The sequence below is a fragment of the Qipengyuania sp. SS22 genome, from assembly GCF_025736935.1.
In the GTDB taxonomy this organism is placed as follows: Bacteria; Pseudomonadota; Alphaproteobacteria; order Sphingomonadales; family Sphingomonadaceae; genus Qipengyuania.
The window spans coordinates 1,250,544-1,265,670 of record NZ_CP107048.1 but is presented as its reverse complement, the minus strand read 5'-3'; the positions used below and the strand labels follow the sequence as shown (position 1 = coordinate 1,265,670).

Annotated in this window: 13 protein-coding genes; 3 read left to right on the top strand and 10 right to left on the bottom strand. The window is 62.7% G+C overall.

The genetic code is table 11. From position 1 onward, the window contains the following. Positions 1-52: 52 nt before the first annotated feature. The 6 genes from N6L26_RS06130 to N6L26_RS06105 all read right to left on the bottom strand — a co-directional run bounded on the left by N6L26_RS06130 (position 53) and on the right by N6L26_RS06105 (position 6,024). Positions 53-964 (bottom strand): lysozyme, encoded by a 912-nt coding sequence (locus N6L26_RS06130; protein WP_263607153.1) that lies wholly within the window; start codon positions 962-964, stop codon positions 53-55. 172 nt (positions 965-1,136) lie between these two features. Then, positions 1,137-2,315 carry a sensor domain-containing diguanylate cyclase gene (locus N6L26_RS06125; RefSeq protein WP_263607152.1) on the bottom strand — a complete coding sequence of 393 codons (1,179 nt, stop codon included), beginning with the start codon at positions 2,313-2,315 and terminating at the stop codon, positions 1,137-1,139. Between the two features lie 158 nt (positions 2,316-2,473). Beyond that, on the bottom strand, positions 2,474-4,522 hold the full coding sequence (locus N6L26_RS06120) for a M13 family metallopeptidase (RefSeq protein WP_263607151.1): 2,049 nt from the start codon (positions 4,520-4,522) through the stop codon (positions 2,474-2,476). A 144-nt stretch (positions 4,523-4,666) separates the two neighbouring features. Continuing rightward, positions 4,667-4,873, bottom strand: coding sequence for a hypothetical protein (locus tag N6L26_RS06115; protein WP_263607150.1), 207 nt, complete (start codon positions 4,871-4,873; stop codon positions 4,667-4,669). A gap of 9 nt (positions 4,874-4,882) precedes the next feature. Then, a complete protein-coding gene (locus tag N6L26_RS06110; RefSeq protein WP_263607149.1) occupies positions 4,883-5,692 on the bottom strand; it encodes a hypothetical protein in 810 nt (269 codons plus the stop codon). Beyond that, positions 5,656-6,024, bottom strand: coding sequence for a hypothetical protein (locus tag N6L26_RS06105; RefSeq protein WP_263607148.1), 369 nt, complete (start codon positions 6,022-6,024; stop codon positions 5,656-5,658). The genes N6L26_RS06110 and N6L26_RS06105 overlap by 37 nt, the downstream gene beginning before the upstream one ends. 465 nt (positions 6,025-6,489) lie before the next feature. Between N6L26_RS06105 and uvrA the strand changes: the two genes are divergently transcribed. Continuing rightward, positions 6,490-9,414, top strand: a complete 2,925-nt coding sequence (gene uvrA, locus N6L26_RS06100) for an excinuclease ABC subunit UvrA (RefSeq protein ID WP_263607147.1) — start codon at positions 6,490-6,492, stop codon at positions 9,412-9,414. 421 nt (positions 9,415-9,835) lie between these two features. Here the strand turns inward: uvrA and N6L26_RS06095 are convergent, their stop codons facing one another. Both N6L26_RS06095 and N6L26_RS06090 read right to left on the bottom strand, forming a co-directional pair. After that, on the bottom strand, positions 9,836-11,107 hold the full coding sequence (locus tag N6L26_RS06095; protein ID WP_263607146.1) for a DUF6575 domain-containing protein: 1,272 nt from the start codon (positions 11,105-11,107) through the stop codon (positions 9,836-9,838). Next, a complete protein-coding gene (locus N6L26_RS06090; protein WP_263607145.1) occupies positions 11,094-11,540 on the bottom strand; it encodes a hypothetical protein in 447 nt (148 codons plus the stop codon). Before N6L26_RS06090 ends, N6L26_RS06095 begins: the two co-directional genes overlap by 14 nt. Before the next feature lie 340 nt (positions 11,541-11,880). Between N6L26_RS06090 and N6L26_RS06085 the strand changes: the two genes are divergently transcribed. Then, entirely contained in the window at positions 11,881-12,849 is a 969-nt protein-coding gene (locus N6L26_RS06085; RefSeq protein WP_263607144.1) for a hypothetical protein, read from the top strand. Here the strand turns inward: N6L26_RS06085 and N6L26_RS06080 are convergent. After that, positions 12,824-13,528: a LuxR family transcriptional regulator gene (locus N6L26_RS06080; protein WP_263607143.1), complete on the bottom strand. Its 705-nt coding sequence runs from the start codon at positions 13,526-13,528 to the stop codon at positions 12,824-12,826. The two genes, N6L26_RS06085 and N6L26_RS06080, sit on opposite strands and share 26 nt — an antisense overlap. Positions 13,529-13,906: 378 nt before the next feature. Here N6L26_RS06080 and N6L26_RS06075 point away from each other — a divergent pair, with 378 nt between their 5' ends. Beyond that, a complete protein-coding gene (locus tag N6L26_RS06075) occupies positions 13,907-14,476 on the top strand; it encodes a response regulator transcription factor (protein WP_263607142.1) in 570 nt (189 codons plus the stop codon). A gap of 2 nt (positions 14,477-14,478) precedes the next feature. Here the strand turns inward: N6L26_RS06075 and N6L26_RS06070 are convergent, their stop codons facing one another. After that, complete coding sequence (locus N6L26_RS06070) at positions 14,479-14,994, bottom strand: septal ring lytic transglycosylase RlpA family protein (protein ID WP_263607141.1); 516 nt, start codon at positions 14,992-14,994, stop codon at positions 14,479-14,481. Positions 14,995-15,127 lie beyond the last annotated feature (133 nt).

Sequence of the window (15,127 nt, the reverse complement as noted above, 5' to 3'; positions counted from 1 at the left end):
AGGGCGTTTCGTCCTCCCGGCGCAAGCCCGCACCGGATCGGGCCATTCTCGCTCAGGCCGCATTGTGTGCGGCACTCTCGCGCGGGTTCTCATAGGCAGCATCCATAAAGATGCTCGCGCGGCGATCGCTGCGGTGTTCCAGTCCCTTGGCGAATGCGCCGCCGGCATGCGTATAGTTCAGCTCCTCGGCAATCGCGTCGTAATCGCGCGCATCGATCGCCGCATTGAGACGCGGGCTTTCGCTGGGCGAGACATTGCCGATCCCGACATTGTAGACGAGGTCGAGCAGCGCATCGAATTCATGCTGGTGAAGTGGCAGGTCGCCGACCAACTGGCGGACACCCTGTTCGGCTTCGGCCAAGTCGGCATCGAGAAAAGCGAGCACGCGTTGCTCGCTCACCCGGTCGCCGACCCGCAGCCGGTCGCGCGGTTGGACCAGATGGCCAACCCCCACCGTAGGATAGCCGGCGACATCGCGGTACACGGTATAGCGAACGCCTTCCTCCTCGATCAGCGCCTGCTTGAACGTATCGCTCGCCGTAAGCAGCGGGGCGGGTTGGCGCACGCCTTGCGTGGGGCCGAGAACCATGTTTGCCGCACTCGGCTGCGGGGCTCTGGGCGGGCCGGTAAAGGCTGTCAGGCCCAGCGCCCCGGCCCCCAGCATCAGCGTTGCGTGCTTGCGGGTGGAGAGGCGCGGCCGGACGTCGAATGCCTTGGCGGCAGCCTGCCGTGCGCGGCGCAGCTCGCGGCGATGCTGGCGCTCGCGGCGCAGGCGTTTGAGGAAACGCTCGGGCTTCTCTCCGCGTTTTCCATGCAGCGTGGTATGCGACCAGTCGACCTCGTCCAGCGGACGGTTGAGATCGTCGAGGATGGTCTTGAGCGTATCGTCTGTGTTCGCGCTTGGGGCGGACGCGTGGCGCGTCCCGCCGGCTTGGTTCCTGTTGTGCGCGGTGTCCTTATCCATAAGGCGGGCACCTTTCATTGCGTAATCATGTATCACACCGGCGCTGCGACCTGCGCATGCGATTTCATGCGCTGTGGCGCGGTGTTGGTCTCGTATATGGAACGGTTGGCGGGGGTTCTTTGGTCCCCGTTTCGTCGCTGCGGTGCAACGGTCGAGCGGTCAGGCGGCGCGCTCAGGCGGCGCGGCGGACCTGGTTGCGACCCGTGTTTTTCGCTTCGTAGCAGGCAATATCGGCGCGCAGCAGCGCATCGTCCATCCCTTCGCCGAACCGCCAGCTGGCCAGCCCGATCGAGGCCGAAATGGCGATGTCGGGATAGGTGTCGAACTGGTCCTCCAGCCCGGCGATCTGCAGGCGCAGCGCTTCGGCCGCTTCGGCGACCTCGACATCATCGAGCCCGCGCACGATGACCAGGAATTCCTCTCCGCCGAGGCGGAAGGCCTGATGTTCCCTGGTGCCTTCGATCGAATGGCACCATTCGCGGATCGTATCGGCGGTTGCGATCAGCACGTGGTCGCCCACGCCATGGCCGAAGGTGTCGTTGATCGTCTTGAACCGGTCGAGATCGATGGTGAGCAGGTGCCGCGAGAGCGCACTGTGTTCCATGCGCGTTTCCTCGAACAGCTTGCGCCGGTTGAACAGGCCGGTGAGCGGATCGCGCCAGCTGAGGAATTCGGCATGTGCAAGCGCATCGGCCAGATCCTCGGACAGTTGCCGGTTTTCGACCAGCATCTGTGCCGCGCTCCGGATATGCAGCCCGGTGGAGGAACTGTAGATGCGGATGCCGATGACCATCAGCGCAAGGATCGCGATCAGCACCGGGTGCTGGACGCCGGGGTGGAACAGGTAAAACCCGAAAGTCGTCAGCCAGAAGCTTGCCAGCATGGCATCTCGCGCAGAGGGCAGCGCGGCCAGCGTCACCGCGATGAGCGTCGCCGTTAACAAGACCACGCCGCGGACCAGATTGACCGCCAGCACCGAACCATCGGGTGGCGGTGGCCACAGCAATAGCCCCAGCGTCACCCCGGTCATCGACATGGCGAAGACCAGGATCCAGCGCGCGTGGCGCATCGGCTGACGCGCGCGCGCCAGCTGTTCCAGCCGCGCGGCGGCCTTGCGGGTGTAGAGGAATGAACAGAAGCGCAGCGCGAGCAGGACCGCCATCGACAGCGGGTTGGGCATCAGCGCCACGCCGACCGCCATCAGCGCCAGCGCGATCAGGCTGGCGGTCAGCGAACGCTGCTCGCGTTCGAGCATGGCGATCACCGCTTCGCGCTCGATCTCGTAGGGATCGACCGGGACACGGTTCATCAGGCCGGCGCTATTGCCGTCGAATTGATCGTCGATGTGCACCGGCTGCGACCTTGACCTCTTCTCGCGCGTACGATCGCGTTTTCTAGCGCCCAATCGTTAACGATTTGGCGCGGAATGTTCACGATCTTCCCGGATCTGGCGACGCGAAATTGGCGAGGGCGACGTGCGGCAAATACGCTCGCACGCCGCCTTCATGGTTACCAAATCCGTGCGCGGTCCTCGGGCGCGATATACATCGCGTCTTCGGGCGTGATGTTGAAGGCTTCGTACCATGCATCGACATTGCGCAGCGGGGCGATGGTGCGATAGCGCGCGGGGCTGTGCGGGTCGGTTGCGACCTGGTTGCGCAAGCTGTCCTCGCGCGCCTTGGCCCGCCACACCTGCGCGTAGGCGAGGAAGAAGCGCTGGTCGCCGGTCAGCCCGTCGATTACCGGCGCTTCTTCTCCGCCGAGCGATTTCTTGTAGGCATCATAGGCCACCAGCACGCCCGCCAGATCGGCGATGTTCTCGCCCATCGTCAGGTCGGGATTGATGAAGCTGCCCGGCACGACTTCGAACGCGGCATATTGCGCGCCGAATTTCTTGGCTTCGGCCTCGAACCGTTCGGCATCGCCTGTGGTCCACCAGTCGCGGATCGCGCCGCTGGCGTCGATCTTGCGGCCCTGGTCGTCGAAGCCGTGGCTGATTTCGTGGCCGATGACCACGCCGATCGCGCCATAGTTGACCGCCGGGTCGGCCCAGGGATCGAAGAAGGGTGGCTGGAGGATGCCGGCCGGGAAGACCATCTTGTTTTCCAGCCCGCCGTTATAGGCGTTCACCGTCTGCGGGTTCATGCCCCACTTCTTGCGGTCGACCGGCTTGCCAAGGTCGCTCATCTCGTAATCGGCGTTGAACTGCGAGGCAGCGATCATGTTGCCATAGAGATCGTCGGCCGACATCGGCAGCTGCGAATAGTCGCGGAATTTTTCCGGATAGCCGACCATCACGTCCATCCGCTCGAGCTTGTCGAGCGCGGCGTCCTTGGTCTCGGGGCTCATCCAGTCGTTTTCGCCGATCCGGTCACCCATGGCGAGTTTCAGGTTGCGGACCAGCTCGTCCATCCGCGTCTTGGCGATCTTGGGGAAATATTCGTCGACATAAGCTTCGCCGACCAGCTCGCCGAGCGAGCCGTCGATCGTGTCGACCGCGCGCTTCCAGCGGGCACGCTGCTCGCTCGTGCCGTTGAGCGCGCTGGTATACCGGAACCGGCTCTCAACCATCTTCTGGTTGAGATAGGGCGAGGCCTGGTGCGCTGCTTGCGCCTTCTGCCACAGCTTGAGCGTATCGAGATCGGTGCTGGCAAACAGCGCGGCGATCGCCTTCATCGCGGTGTTGTCGGTAACGATAATGCGCTCCTGCGGCGGGATGTTGTGACCGGCGAAGAACGCGTCCCAATCCACGCCCGGCGCATAGGCGGCCAGTTCGCTGCCCGACATCGGATTGTTGATCTTCTCGATCTGGCGTTTCTGTTCAGCATCCCAATTGAGCTGCGCGACATAGGTCTCGAAAGTCATCACGCGGCTGGCCGCTTCGCGCGGGCTGGCCTCGCCGATATTGCGGAAGGTGCGCTCGAGATAGGCGAGATACGCGCCGCGCTGGTCGGCGAATTTCTCGTCGAAATAATATTCCTTCTCGGGCAGGCCGAGCCCGCCGGAGAACATCCACAGCGCGTTCATCGTCGGATCGTCGGGGTCGGCATAGGGGCCGGCGCCGAACAGCGAGCCGCCGAACTTGCCATAGGCCGCGCCCATGTAGCGCGCGAAGGCGCTCTTGTCCGACAGCGCATCGACCTGTGCCAGATCGCGCATCAGCGGGGCCAGACCCGCGCGCTCGATCGCCGCCTCGTTCATGAAGCTGGTGTAGAGCGCGCCATATTGCGTGCCCGCAGGCGCTTCGGTGATCAGCCCGTTGACCTCTTCGGTCACATCCTCGCGCAGATTATAGAACGAGCCGACCGAGGGACGATCGCCGGGAATCTCGGTCCGGTCGATCCACGCGCCCGAAGCATAGCGTTCGAAATCGTCACCCGGATCGGCGGCAGTGTCACGCGCGGTGAGGTCGAGCCCGAAGTCGCCGATCTTGGCCTGGCCGGTGACGACGATGGTGTTGGCGTCGGTTTCCTCGGCGAGGGACGGAGAGGCGAGAGCCAGCCCCAGCGCGAGCGCGGAAGCCGCCGTCGCGCGGGCGAAATTTCGAGTGGATGGCATGTGTGATTCCCCTGAGAATTGAGCTGGCTCGCGTGCTAGCGCGTGCGGTGCTCAGGAGGAAAACTTTGTCGGCGAACCGATGAGGGCCATCGGCAAGGGGCGACCGGCGGTCGTTTGCTTGTGCGAACGGCACTGAAATCCCAGCTAGTCCGAAACGACGTTGGCACCGGTCTCGAGGACGTAGAATTTGTTGGTGCCGACTACTTCTGAGATGTTGTCGCCGACCTTCTGGTACAACATGCCGGAGCTGGTCGTAATCGCACCATGCAGCTCCGAGGAGTTGGCGATAGTTGCGAAGCAATTCTTAGCCTCTTCGAGGCTGTCGAAAACGTGTAAGATGACGTCAGACATTGTGTGCTCCTAGTACTCGTTCCATCCATCGACGGCGTCCTTCAACTCAGAGCGCCTCATCAGAGCCTTCTTCTGATCGACGGCGAGGATGCATTGCGCGACATCTGTGCAGGATTCTTCCAGTTTCAGGTCGACTGTTCCTCCCAGTTTTGCTTCGAAGCCCTTCATCTTGCCAGCCAGCGCGTTGTCGCTTGTTGCGGCAATCTTAACGCGAAGATTCTTGATCGGATCGTCGAAGCTTTCAATAACAGGGCGAGGATCGCCAGTGCCATCAGGAAAAAGGGCCGCGATCTCGGTGTTGCTCGCCGCGGCTATCCCGGCGGAACGGCTGGTGGAAACCAATGCCGCACCACCCTTGGCTGCGAGAATTTGCGCCGCCATTCCGGTCGCAAAATACTGGGCAAGGCCGCCAGAGGCTTCGGCGGATGTTTGCGCCTTGGCAGAAAACTCGGCTCCGAAGCTGGCCAGTACCGAATAACTGTCCTGCGCCTCGCCTTTCGATGCAACGAAAGAGCACGGGTGGACGATGTATTCGGCTCCGACTACCGTCAGTGGCTTGGTCGGGTCGCATGGGCTAAGCTGGTTTGTCGAACCATTTTTCTCATCATTGTTGGCAAGGAGCGGCATGATGACTGCCTCCTGCCGATCATATCCCACGATGATCTCCGGCACTTCGCCGGTAGACGCACCAGCCTTTACCCCGAAAGTCGTATTGGTCCCGAAGATCATCGTATTGCTGTGCCGCGTCGCCTGAACGCACCCCGCCGCGAGCGGCAGCAGGGCTAGGGCTGCAAGGTATTTGTGTGATCGACTACGCATGGCGAACTCCCCTCAAGTGCAGACAGGACCTTGGCCGCATTCTCGGCTTCAGCCGCGGACCGGATGATGACGAGCAACTGGCAATCTCGCGGATCGGCGATGACCCACTGGCTATCCGAATAGCCGAGCCAGGCACCGCCGGCCGGAAGGTCGTCCCAGCCAAGCCCCAAACCACTGCGCTTGACCGCCACCACACCGCCCTTGGTAGGCGGCAATTCGACGCGGACTACACCTATGCCCGTGATCGTTTCGCCGCCGCCTTCGCCTACCGTGACGCTGGTGCATGCGGGCAGCAGGCAGCACGCGGCGACCAAGGCATCCGCACGGCTCATCTGTGGTTATTCTCGGGAACAGTTTTGGTCCGAAAGCAGGGCGAACCGACGCCAAGAAATCGCTGCGGCTCTCGCATTCGATACCACCGGCCCCCTCATTATCCGGCTACCCGGATGTATAGAAGGCGCTTTGCAAACGATTATGTCAAGTGCAGCGCTCGCCGTGACTTCCGGGACGGGAAAGCGGTAGCCTGCCAGTCTGTGAGTTTTTCGCACGCTTCTGGCCCTAATGGATCCGCCAACCCATTGACGTCGCATCCTGTCGATGGAGTCTATTCATCTGCCACTGCGAACCGGGAGAAATACTTGCGTAAACCTAGGGTCCCGCTCGGCGCATTGATTTTTCCGCCCGTGCTCCCACATCGGCGCGGGCAGACGGGACGGAACCTTTCGCCTCGCGGGCCGATAGGGCTCTGCCGACTCACCCCTTGACCCAAGCGAACAATTCAGGAACACGCGTCCTCCATGGCCCTCACCAAAATTTCCGTCCGCGGCGCGCGCGAGCATAATCTCAAGGGCGTCGATATCGACCTGCCGCGGGATAGCCTGATCGTCATCACCGGCCTTTCCGGCTCGGGCAAGTCGAGCCTCGCTTTCGACACCATTTATGCCGAGGGGCAGCGGCGCTATGTGGAATCGCTCAGCGCCTATGCGCGGCAATTCCTCGAGATGATGCAGAAGCCCGATGTCGAGCATATCGACGGGCTCTCGCCTGCCATCTCGATCGAGCAGAAGACCACGTCGCGCAACCCGCGCTCGACCGTCGCGACGGTCACCGAAATTTACGACTATATGCGGCTGCTGTGGGCGCGGGTGGGGGTGCCCTATTCGCCCGCCACCGGGCTGCCGATCGAGGCGCAGACGGTCTCCAACATGGTCGACCGCGTGATGGACCTGCCCGAGGGCACGCGCGCCTACCTGCTCGCGCCGGTGGTGCGCGGGCGCAAGGGCGAATACCGCAAGGAACTGGCCGAATGGCAGAAGGCGGGCTTCACCCGCGTGCGCATCGATGGCGAGCTCTACCCGATCGAGGAAGCGCCTGCGCTCGACAAGAAGTTCAAGCACGACATCGAGGTGGTGGTCGACCGGCTGGCGGTGAAGGAAGGGCTCGAAACCCGCCTCGCCGACAGTTTCGAACAGGCGCTCAAGCTGGCCGACGGGCTCGCCTATGTCGATCTCGCCGATGGCGTCGTGCCGGGGCGCGAGGACGAGGGGGCTTCGGGCGGCGCGATGAAGGGCGCAGGCCTGCCCGCCAACCGCATCGTCTTTTCCGAGCGCTTCTCCTGCCCGGTCAGCGGCTTCACGATCGAGGAGATCGAGCCGCGGCTGTTCTCCTTCAACGCGCCGCAGGGTGCCTGCCCGACCTGCGACGGCATCGGCGAGAAACAGCTGTTCGACCCGCAGCTGGTGGTCCCCAACGAAGCGCTCAGCCTCAAGAAGGGCGCGGTGGTGCCCTGGGCCAAGTCCAACCCGCCGTCGCCCTATTACATGCAGGTGCTCGCATCCCTCGCGAAGGAATATGAATTCGACCTCACCACCCCGTGGGAGGAGTTCGACGCCGAGATCCGCGACATCATCCTCCATGGCACCAAGGGCCGCGCGATCCCGCTGACCTTCAAGGACGGACGCAAGCAATATACCGTCAAGAAGCCGTTCGAAGGCGTGATCGGCAATCTCAACCGCCGCATGCTGCAGACCGAGAGCACCTGGATGCGCGAGGAGCTGTCCAAGTTCCAGACCGCGCAGCCGTGCGAGACCTGCGAGGGCAAGCGGCTCAATCCCAAGGCGCTCGCGGTCAAGATCGCGGGCACCGATATCGCCACGCCGACCAAGATGAGCGTCGCCGATGCCAAGGCGTGGTTCCTCGCGCTGCCCGACCAGCTCGGCCCGACGCAGCAGCAGATCGCGCACGCCATCCTCAAGGAAATCAACGAGCGGCTGGGCTTCCTCGACAATGTCGGGCTTGATTACCTGAACCTCGACCGCACTTCAGGTACGCTGAGCGGAGGCGAGAGCCAGCGTATCCGCCTCGCCAGCCAGATCGGCAGCGGGCTCAGCGGCGTGCTCTACGTGCTCGACGAGCCCAGCATCGGCCTCCACCAGCGCGACAACGACCGGCTGCTCGAAACGCTCAAACGACTACGCGATCTCGGCAATACGGTGATCGTGGTCGAGCATGACGAGGATGCGATCCGCGCCGCCGATTACGTCGTCGACCTTGGCCCCGGCGCGGGCGTGCATGGCGGCGAAGTGGTCGCCGAAGGCACGCTAAAGCAGGTACTCAAGAGCAAGAAATCGCTCACCGCCGCCTATCTCACCGGGCGCCGCGAAATCGCCGTCCCCGCCACGCGCCGCAAGGGCAATGGCCACCAGCTGACCGTCCACGGCGCGCGCGCGAACAACCTCAACAACGTCACCGCGGGCATCCCGCTGGGCACCTTCACCTGCATCACCGGCGTCTCGGGCTCGGGCAAGTCGTCCTTCACCATCGACACGCTCTACGCCGCCGCCGCGCGCCAACTCAACGGCGCGCGCGTGGTCGCGGGTGCGCACGACAAGGTCACCGGGCTCGATTATTGCGACAAGGTGATCGAGATCGACCAGTCGCCGATCGGCCGCACCCCGCGCTCCAACCCCGCGACCTATACCGGCGCCTTCACCCAGATCCGCGACTGGTTCGCCGGGCTCCCCGAAGCCAAGGCGCGCGGCTACAAGCCCGGGCGCTTCAGCTTCAACGTCAAGGGCGGCCGCTGCGAAGCGTGCCAGGGCGACGGCCTCATCAAGATCGAGATGCACTTCCTCCCCGACGTCTACGTCACCTGCGAGGAATGCGGCGGCAAGCGCTACAACCGCGAAACGCTCGAGGTGAAGTTCAAGGGCCTCTCGATCGCCGACGTGCTCGACATGACGATCGAGGATGCGGAGGGCTTCTTCAAGGCGGTCCCCCCGATCCGCGACAAGATGCACATGCTCAACGAGGTCGGCCTCGGCTACGTCAAGGTCGGCCAGCAGGCGACCACGCTGTCGGGCGGCGAGGCGCAGCGCGTCAAGCTCGCCAAGGAACTCAGCAAGCGCAGTACCGGGCAGACGCTCTACATCTTGGACGAGCCCACCACGGGCCTGCATTTCGAGGACGTCCGCAAGCTGCTCGAAGTGCTCCACCGGCTGGTCGACCAAGGCAATTCGGTGGTGGTGATCGAGCACAATCTGGATGTGATCAAGACGGCGGACCATGTACTTGATCTGGGCCCGGGCGGCGGTGTGCGGGGGGGTGAGGTTGTGGCGCAGGGCGTTCCGGAACACGTCGCGACTGTGAAGGGTAGCTACACGGGTCAGTATCTCAAGCCGCTCTTGGAACGCGCGACCCGGAACGAGCCTGCCCCGGCGTAGGCCGGGGCCGGAGGAGGTTGCTGCGGTCGAGGGGAGCTTTACGGGACAGTACCTCAAGGCGATGCTCGAGCGCGCTCAAGCAGCGTCAGCGGGTGCGCAAAAAGGAAAGCGGTAGCGGGAAGCGGCGGAATAAGCCTCCCCGGACCGGGGGAATCGCAGACGGCGCGAACCGCCAGCGGGACCACCAAAGGTGGTGGTGGGGCACCCACGGCTGGCTCGGAACCCCGTGCTTCACGCAGTGCCCGCAGAGGAACAGGGGCCGCAGAGAATTTGTGGGCGGCGGATACGCTCCCAATAACATGCGTTACCCTGAACTTGGTTCAGTATCGCGGCGGTGCAGGGGGAGTTATGCGGGGCCTTATCTCTAACCGATGTTGTAGTGCCAGCGGGAAACGGCGGAGTAGCCGCGTACCAGTCCAGTCTACTCAGTTTCGCGCAAATCCATTAGTATTGCTTTGGTGGTGATTTCACCCGTCAGCTCTTGAACTGAATGGTGTAAACGCACCTGAGCGAGATAGTGCTCGTCAATCGCCATTCCTGAAATCTTGGGAAGAAGGTCTTCGTCAATCCTTCCCGAGATAGACTCATCTTCATTCTCAATCAGGAAAAATTTCGTTTTTAAACTCACAGCCTTGAGGCGACCTAATAATTCAATGTCATCAAAGTCAGATTCGTTTATCTCGTGAATTTTTGCGCTGAGTGCGTAGAGGTCATCGTGCGTAACGAAGGTTGTGTCTATTCCCTCAGATAAACCAGTGCTGGCAGATATTCTGATTGAGTTTCCAGATTTAGCCAGATATTCCACTAGCTTGCCGAACTGCAATTTCGTGCTTTTACTGTGATATGTAAAAGATGATCGCACTGCATCGAAATCGCGAACTGAAGAGAGCAAATCGATCAATCTTTGAAACGCGAGAGCTCCGGCGCCTTCATCGGCAAGCGCCCCTTGGTGAGCTTCGATACGAAGCCCGAATGACGAAGGGAATGTAGCTATTGCGTCCAGCCGGGTCCCTGCTTTCGAGGCTGCTGACGGTCGCCAATCGTCATCGACGATTGGCGCTGCAAGGCTGTCTACAGTTTTTTGTAAACTCAGGAGGATTTTCGAAAGTTCTGGAAGTGGGACGTCATGCCGCGCATCACCGTCAGACAAGATGATGTCTGCGACTAAGCGTTGCCGCCTGCGGGCGACTACATAAAGTGGAGTTTGGTTCTCTTTTAAATAAGCAACGGTTTGGGGATCGAACTCCCACATGTCCTGTTCTACTGAGACGGGTAGATCAAAGTCATCGTTGTTGTCCGATGCCGCAATTGGTAACTTATAAAGCTCCGGTACTGAAGTATGCCGGACATATGAATCTGGGTCTGGTAAATATGTATCGGGCACATTTTCAGGTGCCTCGAACCAATGGTGCCAGTCCTCCTCATAGCTGATGGCGATCGCCAGGTCGCCACGAGCATATGAGGTCATCGCCGACCGTAGACTAATCTTTCCCGTTGCAACCTGGCTAATTCGATGGCGCGACGTGCGCGCGAAAAGCCACGTGTCACCCTTCTCGGTTGGCGGGCAGTGGAGGCCTAGAAATATGGCTCCTGCTGCATTTTTTGCGACGAACAACTGAGGCCCATCATAGTCGATCAGTACCTCACTGATCGCAAGTGAGCCCCCAGAGGGGTCTAGATCAGGCAGCTTCATCAATCATCTCGAAGTACTGGTGACGCACAACGCCTTTCGCCGGCCACCACGACCAATGATGGTACGAGCCTTGAGTGGGCGTATGCTTAACCATTCCTGCTCCCTCAGGAATGGTTCCCTTAGCTATCTTCCGAGAGTTCAGAAATGGAATAAGGCGCCTGTGCTCCTTGGCAGCTTCCTCGGTAGCTAAGGTTGAAAGAGAGCAACGTTGGCACGGATCGCGAGAAAGAAACTTGCCTTCCTCGAAGGTTGTCAGGAAATCGGAAGATTTAACTGCATCACTGACAGTGAGGCGGAAGAGGGTTTTCGGTCCAGTGATCGCGTCGTTGGGTGGACAGCTTGCCGGCAAGTAAGGTTCAAACTGCATTCGGAACGTAGTAGTTGCGGCTATTACGTTAGAATTTGCAGGAATTACTGATCGGTTATCGCTCACCTGTCCTCCCCTCCGCATCTATGCCATCGGCCCATAGGCCAAAGACGAGATGGCTTGCTAGGAAAATTTCGTTAAACGTCTTCCGGCTTAGGGAGTGTTGATTTCCATCACTTTGCTTCGGCTCTGTCCTACACGCCCCCATCTGTATAAATAGCCCAGTTCCCCTGATCCCAACCCACAGGTGAACCATGTTCCTTTCTTTTGTAGACCCTCAAGCGCCGGGCGCGAGCCATCCGGCTCGCTTGGCTTTCGGCCTAACCGGCCGGCGCGCAGTCGCGCTTGCCTCGCCTTCGGCTCGGAAACTTCCGCGACGCTCCCACCTTCGCTCGGGAGGCGCAGCATGACCGACATGGCCTCGCACCCCATCATCCTCCACGCCGACCTCCATGCCGAGGACGACCGCGCGCCGCAGACGCAGTTCGTGGTCGAGCGGCAGGTGGCCTTTCTCGAGGCGCTGGCGACCACCGGCAGCGTGCGCGCGGCGGCGCGGCGGGCGCGGGTATCGCACCAGACCTGCTACCGTGCGCGCCGCTCCAGCGCGGGCTTCGGGCGCGCGTGGGATGCAGCGCTGGTGGTCGCGCGCGGTGCGGCCGAGGCGAAGCTCGCCGATTATGCCATGAACGGGGTCGAGGAGGAGGTGTGGTATCACGGCGACCTCGTCGGTTCGCGCACGCGCGTCTCCGACCGGCTGCTGCTCGCGCATCTCGGGCGGCTCGACCGGATGCGCGGCGATGAACGGATCGAACGCCTCGCGGAGGATTTCGACGCCATGGTCCTGCGGATGCGTCGCGGCGAGCCGATCGAGCCGGACGTTCCGGCACCGAACTCCGCTCATGCTGAGCCTGTCGAAGCAGGACTGCCTGGCGCGGGAACCTGTGGGCAGGCTCGGGGTGAGCGGGAAGGGGGCGAGAATTCTTCGCCTGGACTGTGTAACACCCGGTCCATGTCTTCGGAGGAAGACACACAAAAAACGCCTTCGGAGGGAGACGCAGAGAAAGCCTCTCGGGAGGCAGACACGCGAAAACCGTCCCCGCATGCAGCCATGTCCCACCCGTCCGAACCGCCCTGCGACTGCGTCGGCGCGCGGCATGGGACCGATCGCGGGCAGCCGCATTACCGGCGCGGGGCCGAGGGGCTCGAACCGGTGGTCAATGTAGGCGCGGGCGGGCCGTGCTGCGATACGCCGCGCTGGCCCGATTGCCGCGCCTGCCCGCATTACCCGCCGGTCGACCGGATGCTCGACGAGATGGAGGAAGCGGAGGCGCGGGCGGGCGCGGTGACGCTCACACGTCGATTATGCCGAACTTGAGCCCCTTGACCGCCGCCGCGGCGCGATCGGACACGTTGAGCTTGATGAAGATGCGCTTGATATGCGTGGCGATCGTCGGGCGCTTGCTGCCGAGGATCATGGCGATCTCCTCATTGCTCTTGCCGCGCGCGATCCAGTGCAGGATCGTCACCTCGCGCGGGGCGAGGCGCGGGCGCTCGACCGCGTCTTCCTCGAACTGGTCGATCCGCAGATGCGCCGCCTGCGCCACGCAATGCAGCACCGGGACATCGGCATGATCGACGCGGTCGGGATGGTCGGCCATCGTGATGCCGATCGCCGCGAGGCGCTGGCGCGGGCCGAAGGTGGGGAAGAGATAGCCGTCGGTCACCCCATGCGCGCGCGCCTGCTCGATGAAGTGCAGCGGCTCGCCGGTCAGCGGCTTGCCCTGCGTGAGCGTGCTGTAGCGCAGCGGCCGGCCCGAACACGCCGCCAGCGCGGGGAAGGGGTCGAGCTGGCCGAGCTCCTCGCGGTACCCGGTCACCCAGGCCTCGGGAAAACCGAGGAAGAGCATGTCGGTGTGTCCCGGCGTGTCCTGCGAGGGGCGCGCATAGCTCAGCGCCTCGAACCCGTGCAGCCGGTAGAAGGCGCGGGCGATCGAGAGGACCTCGTCCATGTCCCCGGCAGCCGCGATCCGTCTGACGACCCTGTTGTCTTCCATGTCCCCTGTCCCCCCGGTCCCGCTTTTTCTACGTTGGCCCTTAGTACGAGTGAATGTCATCCATCTGGACTAGGGGCAACATTCGGGAAGCGCGAAGGTGGGGATTGAATCCAAATCCGGTACTGGCTTACCGCAATCTGACAATCGCGAGCGATTCCGGGTCTTTGGGTGTCCTCCGGATGAACGACCTCCGCTCAGACGACCTCCAGCCGGGTGACTGTGGTAATTCCCATGTTAAGCATACGAATTCGGGTGGGGCCGGGGATAAGTGAAGTTTTCCCGGCCGGGGGTATTGACGGGGAACGGGATCGAACCGCGATGCAGGAAAACACGTTTATTGTCGTCGATTGTAATTATCGTAACCGAAACGCACTGACCTTGGCCTTGGGCGAAATGGGCTATGTAGTGCCCGCCGACACGCTCGATGACCTGGGGGGGCGCTGGCCCGAGGGGGCCTGGCTGCTGGTCCATGACGAGGGGCCGCAATTGCCGCAGACGCAGCAGGCGCTGCGCAGCGCGGGGCAGTATTACCCGCTGGTCGCCTATTCGAAGCAGGCCAGCATCACGCATATCATGGACGTGCTGAGCGACGGGGCGGCGGGCTATCTCGAATGGCCGACGCTCGACGAACGGCTGCGCCGCAGCCTCGGCAATATCATGACACGCAAGTGGCAGGGGTCGACCACGCCCGAACAGGCGCGCGCCAAGCAGCGCGTCGGCCAGCTCTCGCCGCGCGAGCGCGAAGTGCTGTCGGGGGTGAGCGAGGGCTATTCGAGCAAGGAAGTGGCGCGCACGCTGGGGATCAGCCCGCGCACGGTCGAACTGCACCGCGCCAATGTGCTGACCAAGCTGGGCGTCCGCAACGTTGCCGCCGCAGTCCGCCTGTCGGTCGAAGCGCAGCTCGACGCCGGGCCCGCCGTGGCCCAGGAACGCGAACTGGTACTGTAGCTCTAACCCTCGAGCAGCGCGAGCTCGACCGTGCCATGACCGCGTCCGATCAGGCCGAGTTCGGTCGCGGCGGCGCGGCTGACGTCGATCACGCGGTTGCCGTGGAACGGGCCGCGATCATTGATGCGCACGGTGACCCGCTTGCCGGTGCGCGGATTGGTTACCTCGACCAGCGAGCCGAATGGCAGCGTGCGATGCGCCGCGGTCATCGCGTGCATGTCGAACCTCTCGCCATTGGCGGTGAGCCGGCCGTGGAACCGCCGTCCGTAATAAGAGGCGACACCGGTGCCGATCGATCGTGTCACCGGCGGCAGTTCAACCGGGGGCTCGATCGTCGAGAGATCGACCACATGGCCGGCGGGCTGCGGTGCGGGGGGGAGCGCTTCGAACCGCGCGAAGCTGGCGTCGAAGGAACCGGGCACCGCGGCGCGATGGACATGTTCCTGCGGTAGCGCGGCCGTAGCGGGCAGCGTCAGGGCAGCAAGGAAAAGGACATTACGAAACGCGCGATAGGCCATGGTGGGAACCTCCCGATCGGTTCCAGCGTCTATACGGGAGGGTAAGAGCCGAGTCCTCAACACGGGGGGCGGCTGCCCCATTCATGCCACAGTTCGTCGCGCTTCATCGGTCGACAGGCGGGACTACCGCATT

Excerpts from the sequence above, each read along its gene's own strand:
- N6L26_RS06130 (WP_263607153.1), bottom strand. The coding sequence starts at position 964 with ATGGATAAGGACACCGCGCACAACAGGAACCAAGCCGGCGGGACGCGC.
- N6L26_RS06120 (WP_263607151.1), bottom strand. The coding sequence starts at position 4,522 with ATGCCATCCACTCGAAATTTCGCCCGCGCGACGGCGGCTTCCGCGCTC.
- N6L26_RS06115 (WP_263607150.1), bottom strand. The coding sequence starts at position 4,873 with ATGTCTGACGTCATCTTACACGTTTTCGACAGCCTCGAAGAGGCTAAG.
- N6L26_RS06110 (WP_263607149.1), bottom strand. The coding sequence starts at position 5,692 with ATGCGTAGTCGATCACACAAATACCTTGCAGCCCTAGCCCTGCTGCCG.
- N6L26_RS06105 (WP_263607148.1), bottom strand. The coding sequence starts at position 6,024 with ATGAGCCGTGCGGATGCCTTGGTCGCCGCGTGCTGCCTGCTGCCCGCA.
- uvrA (WP_263607147.1), top strand. The coding sequence starts at position 6,490 with ATGGCCCTCACCAAAATTTCCGTCCGCGGCGCGCGCGAGCATAATCTC.
- N6L26_RS06095 (WP_263607146.1), bottom strand. The coding sequence starts at position 11,107 with ATGAAGCTGCCTGATCTAGACCCCTCTGGGGGCTCACTTGCGATCAGT.
- N6L26_RS06085 (WP_263607144.1), top strand. The coding sequence starts at position 11,881 with ATGACCGACATGGCCTCGCACCCCATCATCCTCCACGCCGACCTCCAT.
- N6L26_RS06080 (WP_263607143.1), bottom strand. The coding sequence starts at position 13,528 with ATGGAAGACAACAGGGTCGTCAGACGGATCGCGGCTGCCGGGGACATG.
- N6L26_RS06070 (WP_263607141.1), bottom strand. The coding sequence starts at position 14,994 with ATGGCCTATCGCGCGTTTCGTAATGTCCTTTTCCTTGCTGCCCTGACG.